General features: G+C 63.8%; 17 protein-coding genes. 13 read left to right on the top strand and 4 right to left on the bottom strand.

The annotated features are described in order from the left end of the window. Positions 1–50 precede the first annotated feature (50 nt). Entirely contained in the window at positions 51–668 is a 618-nt protein-coding gene (locus ACLJEU_RS11090; RefSeq protein ID WP_414664944.1) for a hypothetical protein, read from the bottom strand. A 208-nt stretch (positions 669–876) separates the two neighbouring features. Between ACLJEU_RS11090 and ACLJEU_RS11085 the strand changes: the two genes are divergently transcribed. The 12 genes from ACLJEU_RS11085 to ACLJEU_RS11030 all read left to right on the top strand — a co-directional run bounded on the left by ACLJEU_RS11085 (position 877) and on the right by ACLJEU_RS11030 (position 15407). Continuing rightward, the gene (locus tag ACLJEU_RS11085; protein WP_414664945.1) at positions 877–1401 is read left to right on the top strand and encodes an NUDIX hydrolase; all 525 of its coding nucleotides are present in this window, start codon (positions 877–879) and stop codon (positions 1399–1401) included. Between the two features lie 243 nt (positions 1402–1644). Then, positions 1645–2742: a pyruvate dehydrogenase (acetyl-transferring) E1 component subunit alpha gene (gene pdhA / locus ACLJEU_RS11080; RefSeq protein ID WP_414664946.1), complete on the top strand. Its 1098-nt coding sequence runs from the start codon at positions 1645–1647 to the stop codon at positions 2740–2742. 110 nt (positions 2743–2852) lie between these two features. Further along, the gene (locus ACLJEU_RS11075; protein ID WP_414664947.1) at positions 2853–3830 is read left to right on the top strand and encodes an alpha-ketoacid dehydrogenase subunit beta; all 978 of its coding nucleotides are present in this window, start codon (positions 2853–2855) and stop codon (positions 3828–3830) included. Between the two features lie 94 nt (positions 3831–3924). Then, the gene (locus tag ACLJEU_RS11070) at positions 3925–5253 is read left to right on the top strand and encodes a pyruvate dehydrogenase complex dihydrolipoamide acetyltransferase (protein ID WP_414664948.1); all 1329 of its coding nucleotides are present in this window, start codon (positions 3925–3927) and stop codon (positions 5251–5253) included. Between the two features lie 370 nt (positions 5254–5623). After that, the gene (locus ACLJEU_RS11065; RefSeq protein WP_414664949.1) at positions 5624–6451 is read left to right on the top strand and encodes a helix-turn-helix transcriptional regulator; all 828 of its coding nucleotides are present in this window, start codon (positions 5624–5626) and stop codon (positions 6449–6451) included. Positions 6452–6779: 328 nt separating this feature from the next. Next, entirely contained in the window at positions 6780–7808 is a 1029-nt protein-coding gene (locus ACLJEU_RS11060) for a cobalamin-independent methionine synthase II family protein (protein WP_414664950.1), read from the top strand. A 200-nt stretch (positions 7809–8008) separates the two neighbouring features. Beyond that, positions 8009–10342: a hypothetical protein gene (locus ACLJEU_RS11055; RefSeq protein WP_414664951.1), complete on the top strand. Its 2334-nt coding sequence runs from the start codon at positions 8009–8011 to the stop codon at positions 10340–10342. 161 nt (positions 10343–10503) lie between these two features. Continuing rightward, positions 10504–11586 carry a Gfo/Idh/MocA family protein gene (locus tag ACLJEU_RS11050; RefSeq protein WP_414664952.1) on the top strand — a complete coding sequence of 361 codons (1083 nt, stop codon included), beginning with the start codon at positions 10504–10506 and terminating at the stop codon, positions 11584–11586. Positions 11587–11637: 51 nt separating this feature from the next. After that, positions 11638–12177 carry a hypothetical protein gene (locus tag ACLJEU_RS11045; protein WP_414664953.1) on the top strand — a complete coding sequence of 180 codons (540 nt, stop codon included), beginning with the start codon at positions 11638–11640 and terminating at the stop codon, positions 12175–12177. A gap of 55 nt (positions 12178–12232) precedes the next feature. After that, a complete protein-coding gene (locus ACLJEU_RS11040; RefSeq protein WP_414664954.1) occupies positions 12233–13096 on the top strand; it encodes a hypothetical protein in 864 nt (287 codons plus the stop codon). Positions 13097–13627: 531 nt separating this feature from the next. Further along, positions 13628–14347: a hypothetical protein gene (locus tag ACLJEU_RS11035; protein ID WP_414664955.1), complete on the top strand. Its 720-nt coding sequence runs from the start codon at positions 13628–13630 to the stop codon at positions 14345–14347. Between the two features lie 373 nt (positions 14348–14720). Continuing rightward, positions 14721–15407, top strand: coding sequence for a hypothetical protein (locus ACLJEU_RS11030; RefSeq protein ID WP_414664956.1), 687 nt, complete (start codon positions 14721–14723; stop codon positions 15405–15407). 79 nt (positions 15408–15486) lie between these two features. On the opposite strand, the gene ACLJEU_RS11025 is transcribed toward ACLJEU_RS11030, so the two are convergent. From ACLJEU_RS11025 to ACLJEU_RS11015, 3 genes are all read right to left on the bottom strand, one after another. Beyond that, positions 15487–16296: a Type 1 glutamine amidotransferase-like domain-containing protein gene (locus ACLJEU_RS11025; RefSeq protein WP_414664957.1), complete on the bottom strand. Its 810-nt coding sequence runs from the start codon at positions 16294–16296 to the stop codon at positions 15487–15489. 64 nt (positions 16297–16360) lie between these two features. Next, entirely contained in the window at positions 16361–17830 is a 1470-nt protein-coding gene (locus tag ACLJEU_RS11020) for a sulfatase (RefSeq protein WP_414664958.1), read from the bottom strand. 175 nt (positions 17831–18005) lie between these two features. Next, entirely contained in the window at positions 18006–19373 is a 1368-nt protein-coding gene (locus tag ACLJEU_RS11015; RefSeq protein ID WP_414664959.1) for a sulfatase-like hydrolase/transferase, read from the bottom strand. 208 nt (positions 19374–19581) lie between these two features. Between ACLJEU_RS11015 and ACLJEU_RS11010 the strand changes: the two genes are divergently transcribed. After that, positions 19582–21933 carry a hypothetical protein gene (locus ACLJEU_RS11010; RefSeq protein ID WP_414664960.1) on the top strand — a complete coding sequence of 784 codons (2352 nt, stop codon included), beginning with the start codon at positions 19582–19584 and terminating at the stop codon, positions 21931–21933. Positions 21934–21983 lie beyond the last annotated feature (50 nt).

Genomic DNA, 21983 nt, shown 5'->3' with positions numbered 1-21983 from the left:
GGGGCGAGACGCGGCAAGCGGATTATGGTTACTGGTATCATCCACCCCGATTAACGGGCCTCGCGTCGCACGTACGACGGCGTCGTGCGCGCATACTCATTCATAAACGGCGTCAAAAACTGCGGGAGCAAAATCCCATCGTTGGCCACTGCCGCCGCGCCGCCGCGCGTCTGGAAGTTTTTTCGCTGCTCGGCGCTGCCGAGCGCGGACACGTAGGCCGCGCGACTCGCGGTCAGGGCCTTGCCGCCGACGGCGAGTTCGATGCCCCAGTACTTGGGGTCACCGTGCAGCTGGTCGCGTTTCACGATCTCAGGTGGCAGATAGAAACGCACGTTGGCGCGGCCCGGCTCCAGCGCGACGCATTCGGCCTCCGCGCGATAATGCTCGAGCCGGCGTTCGCCGCCCGTGGGCGCCGGCAGTTCAAACGCCATGATCAGCGTCACGCGCACCCGCGAGACCATCTGGCTCGGACTGCCGGCGACCGGCCGGGCGTTCAGCGTGATGTCAGTCTCGAGCCAGGTGCCGACCGTGCCCGTGGGCGCGCGCACGTTGGTGAACTTCACCGTAGTCACTTCAACCTCCTGCGCCGCGGCGCGGCCGACAACACCACCGACGATCACGAGCAGGACCGCCAACCAGCGTGAAAATGCAGGGGGTACGAAACGCACGAAGGGAAAACGTTGTGCGCGGAAGATGCGGGGTCACGCCAAAACTCTCCGCAAGTTTTGGGGTGATGCAGATTGGACGCATGCAGCCGACAGTGGATTGCGTTGAGCGATCGCACCGCCACTCGCTGGCGCTCGCAGCCACGGCTCACGCGACGAGACGGCACTTGCACCGGACGCGGCTCCTGGCGTCTCATGCGCGTTTCCTGCCGTGACCTCGTCGCCCGCCACCGCCCCGTTGTCCTACAAGATCGCCGTGCTCGTTTTTCTCGAGAACCACGCGGGAGAACACCTGCTGCTCCTGCGCGCGAAGCCGCCGAATCTCGGCATCTGGAGTCCGATTGGCGGCAAGCTCGAGACCGCCATTGGTGAATCGCCCTTTGAATGCGCGGTGCGCGAAACGTTTGAGGAGACGGGGCACCGCGTGACGGCGGCGGATTTTCACCTCTTCGCGATGATCGCGGAGAAGGCGTACGAGGGCCACTCGCACTGGCTGATGTTTCTGTTTCGCTGCACCGTGCCGCTCGCGGCGCTGCCGCCGACGATCGATGAGGGGAAGTTCGGCTTCTTTTCGCGCGCGGCCATCGATGTCCTGCCGATCCCCGAGACCGATCGCAACGCGCTCTGGCCGATCTATGATCAGTATCGCGATCGTTTCGTGGCGCTGAAGGCGGACTGCGCGCCCGGGCAGCCGATTGTCGTCGAGATCGAGCAAATCACGCCGGCGCCGCGCTGACCCGCGCAGGCATTCAAGCACCTTTGAACCACAAAGACACGGAGGCACGGAGAGAGGAGCGCTCTGACCTTTGTGCCTTCGTGTCTTTGTGGTTGATTAGATGACAAACGGGTTGGGCGATCGGGTCGGCGGCGGAATGAAAGGTGCTTGGCTGCGCCGTACGGAGACTGCTGACCGAATCCACGCTTGATTTCCCGGGCCACCGACAAACACTGACCGTTCCTTCCAATCCATCGACCTTCCGTGAGCAAGAAATCCTCTGCCACCGCCGAGAAAACCGCCGCCTCCCCCGCGCCGACGACTGATCATGCCAAGGCGCCGATCAACGCCCGGCTCTCGCGGGAGGAAAAAATCGAACTCCACCGCAAGATGGTGCGGATTCGCCGCTTCGAGGAGCGCAGTCTGCGCGCCTACCAGGCCAAGAAGATCGGCGGCTTCCTCCACCTCTACATCGGGCAGGAAGCCGTGGCCACCGGCTGCTGTTCCCTGATGGGGAAACACGATCACGTGATCACCGCGTACCGCGACCATGGCCACGCCATCGCCGTGGGCATGGACACCAAGCCGCTGATGGCGGAACTGTATGGCAAGGCGACCGGTTGCTCCAAGGGCAAGGGCGGTTCGATGCACTATTTCGACCCCTCCCGGAATTTCTGGGGCGGTCACGGCATCGTCGGCGGCCAGATCCCGCTCGGCACCGGTCTCGCCTACGGCATCAAGTATCAGGGCTTCAAGGGCGCCGCGATGGCGTTCATGGGTGACGGCGCCGTCAATCAGGGTGCGGTGCACGAGGCCTACAATCTCGCCGCGCTGTGGAAGCTGCCGGTCGTCTTCGTAATCGAGAATAACGGTTACTCGATGGGCACCAGCCAGGCGCGTTCCTCCGCCGGCGAACTCGCCAAGCGCGCCGAGGGTTACGACATGCCGTGGGGTCAGTGCAACGGCCACGACGTCTACGAAGTCCGCGCCTGCATGGACAAGTACCTCACGCTCGCCCGCGAGAAGCACCAGCCGAGCACGGTCGAAATCGACACGTATCGTTACCGCGGCCACTCCGTCGCGGATCCGGACAACACCTACCGCAGCAAGACCGAGATCGAGGAGTACCGCCGCACGAAGGATCCGATCCAGGTCTTCCAGCAGAAGCTCGTGGCGGAAGGCGTGCTGGACGACGCCTTGATCGAAAAGATCGACGCCGAAGCCCGCGCCGAGGCCGACAACGCCGCTGACTTCGCCGAAGCCAGCCCCTACCCGACGCCGGCCGACATCCAGACCGACGTTTACTGGGAGGCTGACAACGCGTCCGAACGCAAATCCCAGGGCCGCCTCTTTTTCGACTGAGAAACAAATTCAAAAGCCAGAAAGCCAAAAACCAATTCCTGGCTTCCTGGCTTTTGAATTAATCGCTGTCCGGTCTCTCAGCTTACACCTTTCAACTTTCACCTTTTCAGATGCCTCTTTTCACCTACCGCGAAGCTGTCCGCCACGCCCTCGCCGAAGAACTCGCCCGCGACAAGAACGTCGTCGTCATGGGCGAAGAGGTCGCGCAATTCAACGGCGCCTACAAGGTCACCGAAGGCCTGCTGGCCAAGTTCGGTCCCGATCGCATCGTCGACACGCCGATCAGCGAAGCCGGCTTCATCGGCGCGGGCATCGGCGCTTCCATGCTCGGCGTGCGGCCGGTGATGGAACTGATGTTCTGGTCGTTCTACTCCGTCGCCTTCGACCAGATTCTCAACAACGCCGCCAACGTCCGCTACATGAGCGGCGGCCAGATCAATTGCCCGATCGTCATCCGCGGCCCCGCGAACGGCGGCACGAACGTCGGTGCCACCCACTCGCACACGCCGGAAAACGTCCTCGCCAATCATCCGGGCGTAAAGGTCGTGGTGCCCGCAACCGCCTATGATGCGAAGGGCCTGCTGAAGTCGGCCATCCGCGACAACGATCCGGTGTTCTTCCTCGAGAACACCATGCTCTACGGCGAAAAGGGCGAAATCCCCGAGGCCGAATATCTCATTCCGCTCGGCCTGGCCGATGTGAAGCGGACCGGCACGGACATCACGATCGTGACGTACGGGCGTTCGGTGCTCCACTCGCTCGCCGCCGCCGCCGTGCTTGAAAAGGACCACGACATTTCGGTCGAGGTCGTCGACCTGCGTTCAATTCGTCCGCTCGACATCGACACGGTGTTGAAGTCGGTCGCGAAGACGCATCGCGTGCTGATCGTCGAGGAGCAGAAGCCGTTTGCGAGCGTCGGTTCGCAGCTCGCTTACATGATCCAGCGCGAAGCCTTCGACGAGCTTGACGGCCCGATCCACCGCCTCGCCACGATCGATGCGCCGGCCATCTACAGCCCGCCGGTCGAAGTCGAACAGCTGCCCAACCCGCAGCGCGTCATCAAAGCCGTCCTCGAGGCCGTCGCCTGATTTTTTTCTGACAGGATTAACAGAATTAAACAAAATCTTTTCAGAACAGCCCCGCTTCCATTCAGTCCATTCTGTCTAGAAACCGAATTTTCCGATGCCGCAAATAATCGAAATGCCGAAACTCAGCGACACCATGACGGTGGGCACGCTGGTGAAATGGCTGAAGAACGAAGGCGATGTCGTGAAATCCGGCGACATGCTCGCGGAAGTCGAGACCGACAAAGCCACGATGGAGCTCGAGTCGTTCTTCGACGGCACGATCCTGAAAATCTTCGCGCCCGCCGGTTCGCAGGTCGCGCTCGGCGCGCCACTCTGCGCCGTCGGCAAACCCGGTGAGACCGTCGACGCCCCCGCGGGGAAAGCGCCCGCACCGGCGGCCGCCACTCCGGCCGCGGCCGCGGTGCCTGCGGCGGCGCAGGAGACAGGCGACAAGGGACAGGCGACAACTGCGCCGAAAGCGGCTCCGGTTGCCACGCCGCCGGCAGCTGCCCCCGCGGCTCCCGCGCCCGTGGCCGCGCCCCAATCGGCCGAACCGGCGTCCGGTCGAATCAAGATCTCTCCCCTCGCGCGCAAGCTCGCCGAGGAAAAGAAAATCGATCCGTCCCGCATCAAGGGATCGGGTCCCGGTGGTCGGATCGTGCGTGAAGACGTGCTGGCGGCGGCGGCTGCGCCGCAATCTCAGATCTCAAATCTCAAATCTCAGATTGGCGCACTGGGCGCCCGTGGTCCGATCCAGGAAGAGCGCGCCGTTCCCGTGTCCAACATGCGCGGTGCGATCGCGCGCCGTTTGCTGGAGTCGAAGACGCAGCTGCCGCACTTCTACGTTGAGATCGAGATCGACGCCGGTCCGTTGCTTGCGTTGCGCGAACAGCTCAACACCGGACTCGAGAAGGAAGGCGTCAAACTTTCGGTCAACGACTTCATCCTCAAGGCCAGCGCCGAAGCGTTGCGCCGGGTGCCGGCCGTGAACGGCTCGTGGGAAGGTTCGCAGATTCGGTATTTCGCGGCCGCGCACGTCGCGTTCGCGGTGGCGATCGACGACGGCCTGATCACACCGGTGATCCGCGACACGCACCTGAAGAGCGTTTTCCAAATCAGCACCGAGGCCAAGACGCTCGGCAAGCTGGCCAAGGAGAAGAAACTGAAGCCCGATCAGTTCACCGGCGGCACGTTCTGCGTGTCGAATCTCGGCATGATGGGCATCCCAAAATTCTCCGCGATCATCAACCCGCCGAACGCCGCGATCCTCGCGGTGGGCACGACGGTGAAGAAGCCGGTGGTGAAGAACGATCAGATCGTGATCGGCCAGACGATGACGCTCACGCTGTCGTGTGATCATCGCGTGGTGGACGGCGCGGTCGGCGCCCAGTACCTCGGCGCGTTGAAGACGCTGCTCGAGGCGCCGGCGCTCCTGCTGGTGTAACGGAACGCGGCCGGCAGGCCGCCTTCCGCTTCGATTCACGAGCCGCATTGAACCACGAAGGCACGGAAAGCACGGAGGAGACGATCTATAATCGGAGCGAAGCGCGGTTTCGATCCGTGGAACGCTCCAACTCTTCCTGGCTTTTCCTGCACGATCCTCGCTTTGTGCCTTCGCCTCTTTGTGGTTCATACCAATCGCTCTTTGCCTTTGGACTTTAGCCGTGGCTACGAGCGCCAGCGAGTGGCCGAACGACCACTCGCTGGCGCTCGTAGCCACGATCGATCCAGAAGTCCAAAAGCAAGGAGCGATTGGGATCAAATCCAACGGCTCGCTTGAAGATGTTGTATCCGGATTAGGTTGAGCTCGCGCCATGACCACCGTCTCCCGTCCTGTCGCAATCGCGTTGCCGGAGCACGGGCTGCGGTTCGCGGAGAGCGTGCATGCGGCGGATTTCCACATGTCGGTGCGCGCCGATCCCTTTCACAAGATTCTCTACGTGCTCAGCGGCCGCTTGGTGTACCGCGATCGCCACACGCGCCGAGAAATTGTCGCGGGACCGGGCACGCTCCTCGCCGTGGAGGCGGGTACGGCGCATCACCTGTCGGATGAAGCTCCGGCGATGCTGCTGCTCCTGTGCCTCACGCCTAAATTCGTGACCGGCGATCCGTCGCGGCGCGGGCTGTGGCGGTCGCTGCGGGAAACGGCGCAGTGGCACGTCGCGTCCGGCACGGCGGCGAGCCAGCGTTTCGAAAACCTCTGGCGCCGTGCCCTGCTCGAGCAGTCGACCGCCGGCCCCGGCGCGATCGTGGCCGTGCACGCGCTCGCGGGGCAGATCCTCGTGGCGTTGTCGCGGCTGCCCGCCGAGACGCCGCGTCACGACCCGGCCGCGCGTCGCGTGCGGGCGGTGGTGCAGGAACTCGGTGAAACATTTTACGACGAATGGACGCTCGATCGGGCCGCGGCGCGGGCCGGGTTGTCGCGGCGACGGTTCAGCGAGCTGTTTCGCGCCCAGACGGGCGCGACGTTTCTCGCCGCGCTCACCGAGCTCCGGTTGAAGCACGCCGCGAAACTTCTGCGGGCCCGGGCGCACTCGGTGACCGGCGTGGCGTTCTCGTGCGGCTACCGTGACCTCTCGCACTTTTATCGCGCGTTCCGCCAGCGGTACGGGCAGCCGCCGGGGGCGTTCGTGCGGGGGTGAGCGTCGGGTTTGAGCATTCCACCGGCCGCCTCGTCTCCGATCAATCCAAGACCGGAGCTTAACCACAGAGGCACGAAGACACAGAGAGGATGACCATTCAGCTGAGGATGGCGTCGTTTCTGCGGCCAATTTCGGACCGCGATGGTGCCGTATTATTTCTGCAGCAGAATAGTTCTGTGTCTCCGTGCCTCTGTGGTTCACTTCTTCACACGGACGTCACAACCAATCCGCGCGATTGCCCAATCTGCCAGTGACATTCGCCCATCGAGCCAAGACAATCGGATGCGTTTCCCGTACACTCCGCGTTCAACCCCGTCTCTCATTTTCCATGGCCACTCCGAAAATCCCCTCCTCGCCTCGCATTCTCACCACGACGGTCGGATCGTATCCGGTGCCCGACTGGTTGGCCGCGCTGCCCAGCGAGCAGGCGGTCATCGACGCGACGCGCGTCGTATTCGATATTCAACGTCAGGCCGGCATCGACCTGCCGACGGATGGCGAGCTCTACCGCTTCGACGTCAATCATCCCGACACGAACGGCATGATCGAATACTTCATCCGCCCGATGGCCGGCATTTCGTCGGTCGTTGGCCGCTCGATCACCGATGAATTCTCCCGCCACCATCCGATGGGTTTCCGGCGCAAGCCGGCCGGCGTCGTCGTGGGCCAGCTCGGTGAAGGATCACTGAACCTGCTCGCCGACTGCCAGCGCGCGGCGGCGGTCGCCGGCGGGCCGTTCAAGTTCACCGTCACGAGCCCGTACATGCTGGCGCGCACGCTGCTCGACCACCACTACCGCGATTTTGATCAGCTCACGATGGCGCTGGGCGAAGTGCTCGCTTTGCAGATGCCCGGCCTGCCGGCGTCGTGTCTCCAGGTCGACGAAGCCAACATCCCCGGCAATCCCGCCGACGGCCCGCTCGCGGCGGCGTCGATGAACCTGCTGCTCGACGCGATGGATCGCGGCACGGAGCGCGCGGTGCACTTCTGCTTCGGCAACTACGGCGGTCAGACGATTCAAAAGGGCAATTGGAAGAAGCTGATCGCGTTCCTCAACGCGCTGCACACCGACCATCTCGTCCTGGAACTCGCGCACCGGCCCAAGCAGGACCTCGATGCGTTGAAGGCAATCGACAAAAAAATCACCCTCGGCGTCGGCGTGATCGACATCAAGGTGAACCACGTCGAGACCGCCGACGAAGTCGCGGCCAGCATCGAGGCCGTGGAAAAGAAAGTGGGAGCCGGTCGCGTCCGCTGGGTGCACCCGGACTGCGGCTTCTGGATGCTCAAGCGCTCCATCGCCGATCGCAAAATCGAGGCGCTCGTCCGCGGCCGCGACAAGTACCTCGGCCGGTAGTCCCCGTCCTGCGAGGACGAGGTTTGCGGGAGGACGCGGCAACGTTCGCGTTCTCCCACGACGCGGGCGCCGCGCCCGCAATGAGCCCGTGCCGGCGGGGTGCCTGCGCTCCCAAGGCGCGGGCGCTGAATTTTCAGGAATGTTCATTTTGACTCCGACGGCGGCGCGTTGAGCGTCGCCGACGAATCAACGATCCCCGCATGACGCCCTCTCCGTTGCCCGCCCTCAGCGCGATTTTTCACTCACCGGCGGCGACGCCCGGTGAGATTACGGCCGCGACCGAGCTTTCCCGCCTCACGGGCGCGCCGCTGCCGGCGGCTGACGCCAGCGGTTCCGCCCGGGGCATCCGGGTGAGTCTCGCGACGCCCGCAACCGTCTCGGCCCTCACGCTCCCGTCCGCTGCGCGCAGCGCGCCCGCCTGGATGTGGCTGCGGATTGCCGACGATGGCACGGGCGAGATTCTCGCGACGCACGGCTCGTTTCTGTTTTCCGCGGTGCGGCTGCTGGCGCAACCGCTCAGTCCGCTCTCGCGCGAGAAGCTGGCCGCGGGACTTTTTCTGCCCGCGACGTTTGGCTGGCAGCGGCCGCACTGGGATGCGTGTTACGCGCAGTACTGGCGTTCCGCGCGCGGCTTCGATCCGGAGCACTACGTCGCCACGCTGGCCGAGGCCGGCTTCACCCACGCGGAGGTCAACAGCCTGCAGGTGCACATGCCGCACGAGGATCTCGTGGCGTGGGAATATTATCCGCAGTTCTACACCTACGCGCCGGGCTTCAATCACTTCGTCGACACGCCGCTCACGCGCGGGTTGTGGCCGGCACTGTACCTCGACGCCAATCTCGAGCACTGCAAGAAACTCGCCGCGACCGCGCGCAAGTACGGGCTGAAGCCCGGCGTGTGCATGTTCGAGCCGCGCACGATGCCCGAGCGGTTTTTCCAGAAATACCCGACGCTCCGCGGCGCGCGCGTCGATCATCCGTTCCGCTCGCGGCTGCCCCGCTACACGATGGCGCAGGATCATCCGATTGTGCAGCGGCACTATCGCGAGGCGTTGCAGAAACTGATCCGCGCCGTGCCCGATCTCAGCTACATGTCGATCTGGACGAACGACAGCGGTTCGGGCTTCGAGCACACGGCGTCGCTGTACGTCGGTCGCAATGGCGGGCCGTACATGATCCGCGAGTGGCGCAGTCACGACAAGGTCGCCGAGGCCGCGGGCCAGAGCATCGTGCGTTACCTGCAGAATCTCCGCACGGCCGCGGCCGAGCTGAATCCCGACTTCGACATCATCCTGCGGATCGAGCCGTTCAAGGTGGAACACGATCACATCATGAAAGGCATGGGGCCGCACATCACGTGGGAGGCGCCGTCGCTGCTCGTACGCGGCTACTCGCTGCCTTACGCGCATCCCAAGTATCCCGACAATCCCGGTGTCGCCGGCAGCATCATGCACACGACGCTCGATCGCGCCGAGGCCGACACGCTCGCGCAGGCGCGCGCGCAGGGCGTCGATCCCGTGCTGCACTATTCCGCCTCCGGCGTGGTGAATCACGAGCCGCTGCTCGGCATGCCGTTCCCGCGGCTCATTCATGCGAAGCTCACGGCAGCGCGTGCCACCGGGATCAACCGCCTCAGTGCGGTCGGCGGCCTCGCGAACACGGCGCGCGCGCCCTACTGGCCGAATCCCGTCGCGATCCAGGCGGCACAGTTTTTTCCGGACCGATCGATCGAGGACGTGCTGCAGGAGTATGCGACGCGGCTCGTCGGTCCCGCCGACGCCACCGCGCTCAGCCACGCCTGGCGCGACTTCGAAGAAGCGCTGTTGTGGCAGCCGTTCGTGCCGCTGTTCTGCGCGTTCGGCTTCTGCTGGCAGCGCACGTGGGACCGGCCCTTCGTGCCGGATCTGGAGGCCGTGCCGGCGGCGGATCGCGAGTACTACGAGCGACACGGCTGCTTCCAGCACAACAACCCCGGATTGAACGATCTCGGCAAGGACGTGCTCTTCGAGCTGATCACGCGCGAGACCGGGGCGAAGATGGCCGCTGACATGGACCGCGAACTTCTTTCCCGGATCCGAGCGCTGGTCCTCTCGCTCGACGCCCGGATTGCCGGCGGCCTGTCCGCAGCGGCGTTGCCGGTGTTTGTCGATCTGCGCGACCGCGTGCGCGGCTACCTGCACTGGGCCACGTCGCTGCGCAATGTCTGTGCGTGGTGCGAGTCCGTGTACGGCTATCTCGCCGAAACCGATCCCGCGGCGAAGGCCGCGTGCACCGCCAAGCTGCAGGCCGCGATCGATCTCGAGTTGGAAAATACGCGCGGGCTGATCGCGTTGATGACGACCTCGTCGACGGAGTTCATGGTCGTGTCGGGCGTGGCCGAGAACACGTTTTTCTACGGAGAGAATCTCATCGATCACCTGCGGACCAAAGTGCGTCTCACGGAGAAATACCGCCACCACCCGCCGCGGATTGACAAGGGGATCTTCTGGCGGCCCGTGCCGGGAACCACGTGGCCGGAAGGCTGGACAACGTAACCGCGCCGTCGCGTCGCGCGACACCTGACCGACCGGTTCCAGTGCTTGCCAAGGTCCGGTGAACGGTCCTCGGTGGTCGTCGCGCTTCGCGCTGACTCCATCGCCCTGGCCACTCGCTCCCGAACTCGACCGGCTCCGCCGAACATTTCCGACACCGCATCATGACCAAGACCTATCGCGCCGTTCTTGCCGGCACCGGCGGTATTGCCGACGCGCACGTGCGGGCCATCGAAGCGACGCAGGGCCGCGTCAAACTCGTGGCGGCCGCGGACCTGGACGACGCACGCGTACGTGCCTTTACCGCGCGGCACAACGTCGAGGGCGCCTTTACCGACTACACAACGATGCTGCGCGCGGTGCAGCCCGACCTGGTGTTGATTGCCACACCGCCCGGCCAGCATACGGCGATGAGCATCGCGGCGATGGAAGCCGGAGCTTCGGTGTGGTGCGAGAAGCCACTGTGCGGTTCCCTCGCGGAGGTCGATGCGATCACGGCGGCGGAAGCCCGCACCGGACGCTACACCTCGTGCGTGTTCCAGATGCGCTTCGCGTCGTCGACCGCACACCTGCGCGCGCTTGCCGACTCCGGCCAACTCGGCCGGCCGCTGGTCGCGGTGTGCAACACGCTTTGGTTTCGCGACGCCGCCTACTATGCGGCGCCATGGCGGGGCACGTGGGCGGAGCTGGGCGGACCGACGATGGGACTCGGCATCCACGCGATGGATCACCTGCTGCACTTGCTCGGCGATTGGACCGAGGTGCGGGCGATGGCCGCGAGACTGGACCGGGCGATCGAGGTCGAGGACGTTTCCATGGCGATCCTGACCTTCGCCAATCGGGCGGTCGCATCCGTGGTGAACAGTGCGCTGAGCCCGCGGCAGGAGACCTACCTGCGCCTCGACTATCAAAAGGCGACCGTCGAGCTGACCCACCTCTACAGTTATGCCCGCGACAACTGGCGTCTGACACTCGCGCCGACCGCCCACGACGAAGGGTTGTTGCAGTCATGGCAGAGTTTTCCGCCCGATGTCGGTTCGACTCACGCCGCCCAGCTGAGTGCGCTGGTCGTCAACCTGGATGCCGGCACGCGTCCCCTCACCTCCGGTGCCGAATCCCGTCGCACCGTCGAGCTGCTCACCGCGATCTACAAGTCTGCGTTCACCGGCGAGGTCGTGCAGGCCGGTTCGATTGGAGCAGGCGATCCCTTCTATCACTCCATTAACGGCGGAGGACGGAAGATTTGACCGTCGGCGTCCAGAGCACCTGATTTTCCCCGTCGACTTGCCTTCACCGCCATGAAACTCGTTCACCTCCTCGTTGCCAGTGCGGCGTTCGCAACCGCGGCGTTCGCGCAAAGCTCGTTTCCCGGACTGCAGAAGCTGCTCTCGTCAGCGGAGTGGCAGCGGGCCGGGTTGCAGCAACTGACGCCCGACCAAATCGGCGTCATCGATGCGGCGCTGATCCGTTACCTCGCTGCCGAGGCCAAAACGGCCCCGACGGCAGTTCAGCCGCCAAGCTCGCCGACGCCCCCGCCCGGTGCGACGCCAGCGGAAGCGGCCGTGGTGCGCTCGCGTTTTTGGGAGAGGTTCGGTTTGGGCGGCAGCGCGGCGGCGGCACCCGACTGGCGAACACAGGCGCCGATGACCGCCAAGGTGACCGCCTGGCAGGGAGCCAATCGCTTTGTGCTGGATACCGGGCAGGTCTGGGAGGGGCTCGAGGCGATTCCCTACGAAATTCTCGGTCAGAACGTCATCATCGAAGCCCGGCCGATGGGCGCGTTCGCTTTGAAACTGAACGAGAACAGCGTGGCCGTTCGGGTGCATCGATTGAAGTAAGCGAGCAACACGGCCGCCAGGCGTTGAGCCCTCTCGGGTAAACGAATTCCACGACATGCTCACCCTGGAAAACACCGAACTGCAGATCGAGCTCCTCGACCCGGTCGCTGATGCGGCTCGCCAAGGAACGCGGTATTGTTGGGGCGGTTATATCTGGCAGGTCCACGATCGGACGATCGGACCGCTCGTGAGCGGTCCGGAGTGGCCGGAGCCAAAGCCCACGGCATTCAACGGCCAGGGCTTGCCCGAGTCGTTTCGTCACCGCAGTCGGGACGGTCGGCCGCTCACGTGGCGCGGGCGCGAAGGGATCGCGATTGGGATCGGCGCCCTCGCGCTGGATGAAGCGGGGAACGTCGTGATCGCGGAACGGTGTCGGTGGACGCATTCCGTTGAGGACCACCGGATGGTTTTTCAGACCCGGCACTCCGCCGCTGGTTTTGAGTATTCGCTTGAACGGACAATTGAACTCGACGGCAGGACAATTCGATCGAACACGCGCTTTACGTCGCTCGGGGCACAGCCATTCGAGCTGCAGTGGTTCGCTCATCCCTTTTTTTCCCTCCGGGCCGGCAAGCTGCAGGTCGGTCTTCGGCCGGGCTCTACGTTGCCGGAAAATCCCGGGTTCGCGCTGATTGACGACCAGCTGAGCTTCAAGCGTAGCTTCGTGGGTACGGAAGACGGCCAGTTCGTGCTACTAAAGGTGCCCGCCACCGAGCTCCTTTGTGCGAGCCTTGACCATCCGACTCTTCAAAACGTCGAATTTGAGACGAGCTTCGCACCCGACCAATGTCCGATTTGGGGCAACGGGAACACGTTTTCGATCGAGCCGTATCGAATACTTAACGTCAGACCATCGGAACCGATCGCGTGGTGCGTGCAGTACCACTTTGGCGAAAGGGTCTTAGAAACTCGGGCCTAGTAATCCGCGATAGCGCCGCCGTTCAGGCCTAGCCAGTGTCGGCGGAACTTACATTTTGCCATACTCCGTTGGACGTACGCGACCGTTGAACCTACGCTTCCGCATCCGGTCTGCGATAGAATACTTTGTATGACAAAGTTACAGTTTTAGAATCCGGAAATCTCGCGGCCTAAAAACCTGCCTTAAGAGTCTTTAGGAATGTCGGCAGGTTGTTTGCATTCACCTACCGACCTGCTTCACCGGACTCAGGAAAGGGCTCCCGCGTGTACTAGGGCCTACTCGCCACTTTCCTAGGGCTAGTTTGGCTTAACAAATGTTAATAAAGCCGACATTTCTTGGGCTTTGACGAACTCTTGGAATTACTACCTAGTACATTTCCGTGAAGTATGCCGTTCATTAGTATCATTCTTATATAGACTTAAGAATCTATAAGTTTTGGTCGGGAGGAGATGGCACGCAGCTAGCTAAGTTACATTACCTAGTTCTAGCTAGGCATCATTACTGCCAGTCAGCTACGTTTCCTCCTCAACTATGAAATCAGTCACTCGCAAACTACTCGGTGTAGCTACCACGCTCGCCGCTCTCGCTTCCGCTGCCTCTTTGCAGGCGGTCGTTGTCAATTACACGTTTAACTTCAGTGCTAACGGCACCTTGAGTAACTCGAAATCCTTCGTCTCCTCACCCAGTGGCGTGGGCGTGACCGTCACGGCCGACTCCTTGAACGGGAATTCCTGGGTCGGTGCGCAGGTCGGCCAATATAGCGGCGGCTTGGGGGTTACGAATAGTCAAGAAAGCGGCAGTGGCGATTCCCATACTTTGGACGGCAGCGGCAATCGCGACTACTTGGTATTCCAATTCGCGCCCGCGGTTGATGTTAACAGCCTGACCATCGGGTACGAAGGCTACCAAGACTCCAACTTCTACTACTGGCTCAACAACACCGGTACCAAGCCGACCGATTTGAACACCGGTAGTTTTGTAAATTCGACCGGAACGGGTTCCTACAATATCGCTGTCGGTTCGACGACGGAGTGGACCTATCTTGTTATCGCCGCCGGCCCGGATTACATCACGGGAAGCGGACGCAATCAGGACACCAATTCCAGCGGTCTCAAGATCTCGTCCCTCGGCGTGAGCCGTAATGTGCCGAACAACACCCCCGGCGTTCCCGATGGTGGTAGGACGGTCCTCTTCCTCGGCTCCGCCATTGCTGCTCTCGGCTTGGTTGCTCGCCGCCGGAAGGTTGCCTGATTCGAAGCCTACACCCTTAGCCCCTCGCATCGCTGCACGGAGTTTCTCCGTGCAGCTTTTTTTTGCCCATTCGGCAGCCCCCAAGTTATCGGCAAAGTTTCTGCCGTGAGCTAAGTGAGGCTAATTATCGCCACATGGGCATAAACACCTATCCCTAAAGGAATCAATCTGCACCCTGTAAGACCATCCGACAATTATTGGCCTGTTTTGACAGCTCTGGGAGATTCCCTATTGCAAAACAAATTCTTTAAGTCCCCTTTATTACCTCAATCGTAGTCACTTAGCGGGAGGCGCGCAGCGGTCTAGGTGCGTTGGCATGAACACAGCTAGGTACATAACCCTAGTTTCGAATCCATCCTTAACCTAGCCCATCATGAAATCCTGCTACCGCTCCCTCCTCGCGACCGCCTCGGCGATCGCTGCTCTCGCCTCCGCCGCTTCGCTCAACGCCGTCACGGTCAACTTCGCGTTCACTGTCAGCGGCGGCGATGTCACTACAGTGACCAAAGCGTCGAGCCCCACCGGCCTGACCGCCACGGTCACCGCTTGGTCGACGGCCGACAACGGTGCCAATTGGACGCAGGAGTCGATCACCCAGAACGGCAGCTACGGCATGGGCGTGCGCACGGACAGCTACGACAGTCATACGGTCGACAATTCCAGCCGGAAGGACTTTCTGTTGTTCTCCTTCGGCGGCACGTCGGTCGACGTGAACTCGGTCACGTTCGGCTATGTCGACGGCGACAGCGACTTCCGCTGGTCGGTGGGCAATTCCAACAGCCTCTCAAGCCTGTTCTCCTCCGGCACGGATGTGAATGGCGTGAGCTACGATCCGGTCACGTTCAACATCAACGCCGGCAATACGCTCGGTCAGTACCTGTTAATCGGGGCGAAGCCGGGAGACACCAACGACCGCTTCAAGGTCTCCGGTCTGAATGTGTCCTACTCGGAGCGCTCCACCAACACGCCCGGCGTACCTGACGGTGGCTCGACTGTGATTCTGATGGGCTCCGCGCTCGCTGGTTTGGGCCTCATCGCCCGCCGCCGCACGGCTGCGTAAGCCCTATTTCAGGTCCCGATCTGTCATATGATGGAGCCGCACGGAAGCGTCCGTGCGGCTTTCTTTTTTTCGCAATCCGTCAGCGTGCTGCCGCCAGCTCCGGAATCGTCTGCTGCAGTTCCAGTGCCCGCACGCCGGCCCGACGATAGATCCAACCGGAGCCAGCCACGAGTTTCGTTTCGTCCGCATGCCGTCGCACCATCGAGGCATTCGCGAGCGCCAGCACCGTTTCCTCCGGATTGAAATTCAGGTAGGCCCTGATTTTTCCGACTCGAGCATCGAAGTCGGCCTTCGCCGCCGGCAGTGGATGATGCGGATTGATGGCCGCCGGCAGGAAGCCGAGCGCCTCGCGACTCGGGATGTCCGCCACCGGAAAGTCGTTCGTGGTTCCGATGAGCGTTCCCGCCACATTCGCCCCCGCACTCGATCCTCCGTAAGGCACTCCGGCGAGCACCCGATCCCGGATGAGTTGCAGCTGCCCAGTGCGATACAGGTCCCGGAGGAGCACGAATGTTTCGCCACCTCCGACGAAAATCCCGTCAGCCCGCGCCAGCACCGCGCGCGCGCCCGCTGCGTCGGAGCGGTGCAGTGAAATCGCCTGCGCCACGCCCAGGTGCGCAAAAGCCTTTTGCAGGCGCGCCTCCATCCGGTCGCGTTCGCTCGGATGCGACGCATGCAGGACGAGCGCCACCGACGCGCACCCGCGATAATGTTCGCGCAGGCCCGGCAACACGCTGTCGGCGAAATGATCGCCGTTCATCATGGTACCGCCGACGACCAAGACCGATGCCCGCGACGACGTGAGTCCGCGAGGTTCAGCTGCGCGCCCCGCGACGCCGGTTAGCGCCGCCGCGGTTCCCATCAGTTCGAGAAAACGTCGACGATCCATCCCGCGGGCATAGCGGAGCCGTGGCTGATTTCAATCGCGGCGAAAGCCAGGGCGACTCCCCGTCTCACTCGGGCTGCTTCGCCTTCCGTTTCTTTCCGCCACCCTTCTTTTTCGCGGCTGCATCGGCGCCGGTATTCTTGGTCGGCATGGGCGCATTTATTGCCGCGCGCCACGCGTTAAGTCGGGCATGCAGTTCCGCCGCTTTCTCGGGCGAGGTGGCGGCGAGATTTTTCGTCTCTCCGATGTCGTCCCGCAGATTGTAGAGTTCGAGCCGGCCGTCCTCGAGATACTCCATCAGTTTCCAGTCGCCCGCCTGCACCAGACTCACCGGCGTCGTCCGCCAGCTGTCCACGCCGGCACCCAGGTAACCGGGAAAGTGCTGGAAAATGGCATCGCGCGTGAGCCGGGCACTCACGTTGCGCATCAAGGGCAGCAAACTTTCACCATCGAACACCTGGGTGGCCGGCAGCCGTCCGCCCGCGGCCTCGACCAGCGTCGGATAGATGTCCACGTGGATCGCAGGCGTGTCGCACGTCGCGCCAGCCTTCACCCGGCCCGGCCAGCGCACGACAAACGGCACGCGCGTGCCGCCCTCGTAAAGACTGCCCTTGCCGCTGCGCAGCGGTGCGTTGTCCGTGACATCGCTGCCGTCCTTCTTCACGCCTTCGCGCACGTAGCCGCCCACGCCGCCGTTGTCGCTGGTGAAGATCAGCAGCGTGTTGTCGGCGAGGTTCAATTCGTCGAGCACCGCCATCACCCGGCCCACGCTCTCATCCACGCTCGCAATCATCGCCGCATAGGTCGGGTTGTTATGTCCTCCCACGCCCGCCTTCGCCTTGAATTTCGCGATCAACTCCGGCTTCGCCTGATGCGGCGAGTGCACCCCGAAGTGCGGCAGGTAGAGAAAAAACGGCGCGGCGCGGTTCCGCCTGATGAAATCCACCGCGCGGTCGGTGAGAAAGTCCGCGAGATATTGGCCTTTCGGATACGCCGTGGGCGGGATCGTCTCAAAGTTGAAGTGCACGCCCATGCTCACGATCGCCTCGTCGAAACCGCGTTTGCCCGGAAGGTATTCGCCCTGCTGGCCGAGGTGCCACTTGCCAAAAATGCCCGTCGTGTAGCCCGCCGCCTTCAACGCCTGCGGCAGCAGCGTGCGATCGAGCGGCAGGTTCGTGACATTGTCCACGGGGCGCAGCGGCCGCTTGCTCCAGTCGAAGCGATCGATGCCGCCGACGGTGTACACCCCGGTGCGCGGCGAATACTGTCCGGTCATCAACGCCGCCCGCGTGGGCGCGCAGTTCTGATGCTGATGATAATTGGTGAACCGCGTGCCCTGCGTCGCGAGCCGATCGATGTGCGGGGTTTCATAATACCTGCTCCCGAAGCACCCCACATCGGTGTAGCCGAGGTCGTCCGCCATGATGAACACGATGTTGGGCCGCGCACCGGTCGCCGCGTGAATCGTGGCACCGAGCAGTCCCAACCAGACAAGGGCAACACGCAGGCAGGTCGGCAGCGACAACGAGGGGGTCATGCCGCGGAGCGAAACCCGCGCCGCACCCGGGCTCAACGCGATTCCGTGTCACCGACTCCTTCGCGCCCACTATCGGCCACCGGTCGCGGCCAGTGAGACAGAACGCCATCGACCTCACGTCACGCAACGGGTCGATGCGCCCCGTGTCCGATCGCACGCCCACGTCATTCCGTGACTATCGTTTCTTTTTCCCGCCACCCGCCTTCCCCGCCCGCGCGGTCAGGCCGGGAAACGCCGGTTCGATCAGTTCGCCGTTCCAGGCGTCGAGCGTCGCGGCCAGCCTTCGCGCGATTTCCGGCTGGCTGGACGCGACATCGGACGTCTCACCAAGGTCCTTGGCCAAGTTGTACAATTCATCCTTCGCGCCGGCGCCGCGGACGAGTTTCCAGTCACCTTCGCGCACGGCCAGCAACGCGCCATTGCGCCAGTAAAGGCGATCGTGCGGGGCTGCCGGATTCCGGCCGGTGACATACGGGAGCAGGTTCACGCTGTCGTATTTCCGATCGGAGGGCATCGCGACGCCCGCCGCCGCCAGCGTGGTCGCGAACACGTCGAGCGAGGAGACCGGCCGATCATCGGTCCGACCGGCGGAAATGGCATCGGGCCACGCCATCAGAAACGGCACCCGCACGCCGCCCTCGTAAACGGTGCCCTTGCCGGCGCGGAGCGGACGATTCACGGAACCGTTGATGCCCACGGGACCGCCATTGTCGCTGAAGAAAAATACCAACGTGCGCCGTTCCTGGCCGGTTTCTTTCAACGCGGCGAGCGTCCCCCCAATCGCGTCATCCATCAGGCTGACCTGCGCGGCGTATTTCTGCCGGACGGGATCGCTGATGCCGGCAAAACGCGCCAGCCGTTCTGGCGTCGGCTCGTTGGGATTGTGCGGAGCATTGAAGGCCAGGTACAGAAACCACGGCTCCGCCGCATGCCGCCGCACAAAGGCCGCCGCCTCCTGGCCAAACGCCTCGGTCAGGTGCGACGGCGACTCCACGGGCTGGCCGTTGCGTTCAATGGCCACCTGATACTCGACCGAAGGATCCGGTTTCCAGTCACGGAAGCGATGGCCGCCGCCGATGAACCCGTACGTCTCCGCAAAGCCCCGCCGCTGAGGCGCGAACGCCGGTGCCGCCCCGAGGTGCCATTTTCCGATCCATCCGGTGACATAACCGCCGGCCTGCAATCGCGCCGGCAGCAAGGTTTCACCCAGAGGCAGGCCTTCGCGGACGTCAGACGGATCAAAATACGGATTCCGCTCGTGCCCGAAACGTTGTTGATAGCGGCCGGTGAGGAGGCCCGCCCGCGTCGGACTGCAGAATGGGTGCGTCACATAGCCGTTGGTGAAGCGCACGCCCGATGCCGCCAGTCGATCCAGATGCGGCGTCGCGATATCCATGGCTCCTTGGAAACCCGTGTCGGCATAGCCCTGATCGTCCGATACGATCAGCAGGATATTCGGCCGCTCCGGTGCGGCGGCCCACAGTCCCGCCGCCAGAAGACTGAACGCAACCATCGGAGCGAGACAGGAAGGGCGCAGGGACATGATCATGGCGGGTTGGCTGGGCTACGCAGTAAAGTCAGGGGTTCAACACGAGTGGCGGCCGGCGTCGCTTCTGCCGGTCGAGGCACTCAATCCTCCGAACGCCCGCTTCCCGCAAGGCGAATTCCCGCCGGCGCCAAGCGCCCCCTCCCGCGGCTGGTTCCACTCCGCTTTCGTTTGTCACCGCCGCCCGCGCCTGAAAACTCCGCGCATGATTCGCCCCACTCTGAATCACGCGTGGCTGTTGCTCGCCGTTGCCCTTTGCCTGCGCGCCGACGCGCAGCCGGCCGTCCCCCTCGCCGGAACGTCGCCCCTGGAAACGCGCAGCGACCTCTCGCGCGACATGGTCGCCGGCATCGATCGCTACGCGCTGCGCGCCCTCGATCGTTCGATCGAAGCCCGCGCCGCGTTCTGGCAGCGCGATGCTTCCACTCCGGCCGCGTACGAACGCTCCGTGCAGCCCAACCGCGAACGGTTTCGGCGCATGATCGGGGCCGTCGATGCGCGCGTGCCGATGACGGGCGTCCAGTTGGTGGCGGACACGACCACTTCAGCCGTCCTCGCCGAAACCGCCCGTTACACCGTGCTCGCCGTGCGCTGGCCGGTATTTGCGGGCGTCCACGCCGAAGGCCTTTTGCTGCAACCCAAGTCCACGCCCCGCGCCCGAGTCGTGGCGCTCGCCGATGCCGATCAGACGCCTGAGATGCTGGTCGGACTCACGCCCGGAATTGCCGCGCCGTCACAGTTCGCCCGCCGGCTCGCCGAGAGCGGCTGCCAGGTGCTCATTCCCACGCTGGTCGATCGACGCGACGAGGACTCCGGCAACGCACGGCTCAACCGGTTCACCAATCAGCCGCATCGCGAATGGATCTATCGCCAGGCGTACGAACTGGGCCGGCACCTCATCGGTTACGAAGTCCAGCAGGTGCTCGCCGCCGTGGACTGGTTTGAGAACGAAAACGCCCGGGGACCGCGCGTCGCGACTGGCGTGGCGGGCTACGGCGAGGGCGGGCTCATTGCGCAGTACGCCGGCGCGCTTGATCCTCGTATCCGCGCGACCTGGGTCAGTGGATATTTCGATTCGCGCCAGAACATCTGGGCCGAGCCGATCGAACGCAATGTGTTCGGCCTGTTGCGGGAGTTCGGCGACGCCGAGCTCGCCAGTCTGATCGTTCCGCGCTCGCTGATCTTCGAGTTCAGCGCTCCACCCACCGTCACCGGTCCGCCTACCGCCCGACCCGGACGCTCCGTATCCGCCGCCCCAGGACGCATCGCCGCTCCCGTCCTCGCCGCCGTGCAACGCGAGTTCGCGCGCGCCCAAGCGCTCGTCGGCACCACCCGCGCCGGCGCGCTGCAACTGGTGCACGGCACCGACGCGACGCCGCTGGCCCCGGGCTCAGCCGAGGCGCTGGCGGCGTTCTGGTCCGCACTCGCGCCTGACGCCGGGCCGCCGCGCGCGGCCAGCGCCCCGCCGGTGCCGGTTGCAGCGCTTCGGGACGCCGCCGTCCGCCAGACCCGTCTCGTCCGCGCCATGGAGGCCCACACGCAGGCCCTGCTGAACCGGGCCGAGGCGAAACGTGAGGAGACCTTCTGGCAGAAGCTCAAACCAGCCTCTCCCGGCGCGTGGCGGGAGGCGACGCGCGACTTCAAGGAGCAACTCTGGACCGATGTCCTCGGCCGGTTGCCCGCCGCAGACCGCCCCATCAATCCACGGACGCGCCGATTCGTCGAAACGGCGGCGTGGACCGGTTACGAAGTCGTCCTGGACGTGTGGGAGGACGTCTTCGCCTGGGGCTATTTGCTCCTGCCAAAGGATCTGCAGCCCGGTGAACGCCGCCCCGTGGTCGTCTGCCAGCACGGACTCGAAGGCCTGCCCGTCGACACGATCAACGAGAACCCGCAGGAGCGCGCCTTTGGCTATTACAAAGCCTTCGCCGCGCGACTCGCGGAACGCGGCTTCATCGTGTTCTCGCCGCACAATCCGTATCGCGGCCGCGACGACTTTCGCGTCCTGCAGCGGAAGCTGAATCCGCTGGGCGCCTCGCTCTTCTCCGTGATCCTCGCGCAGAATGATCGCATCCTCGACTGGCTGGTCACGCAGCCCTTCGTCGATCCCGCACGCATCGGTTACTATGGTTTGTCGTATGGCGGGAAGGCCGCGATGCGCCTGCCCGCGCTGCTCGATCGGTTCGCGCTCTCGATTTGCTCCGGCGACTTCAACGAGTGGATCCGCAAGAACGCCAGCGTCGATCTGCGCTACGGCTACATGTTCGCGCCCGAGTATGAGATTTTTGAATTCAACCTCGGCCCCACGTTCAACTACGCGGAGATGGCCGCGTTGATCGCGCCGCGACCGTTCATGGTGGAGCGCGGACACAACGACGGCGTGGGCGTCGACGAATGGGTGTCCTACGAGTACGCGAAGGTCCGCCGGCTCTACACGCAGCTGGGCATTCCCGAGCGGACCGCGATCGAGTACTTCAACGGCCCGCACACGATCAACGGCATCGGGACCTTCGATTTTCTGCACACGCACCTGAACTGGCCGAAGCGGCCGCGGTGATTGCGCGTAGCGAAGGAGTGCATTCCGGCCACTCGCTTGGCGCTCGTAGC

Origin of the sequence: Terrisphaera buseokensis (assembly GCF_047521145.2) — a bacterium.
In the GTDB taxonomy this organism is placed as follows: domain Bacteria; phylum Verrucomicrobiota; class Verrucomicrobiia; order Opitutales; family Opitutaceae; genus ER46.
Note: the sequence above shows the minus strand (reverse complement) of the source record. Positions and strands in the feature narration are given on the sequence as shown.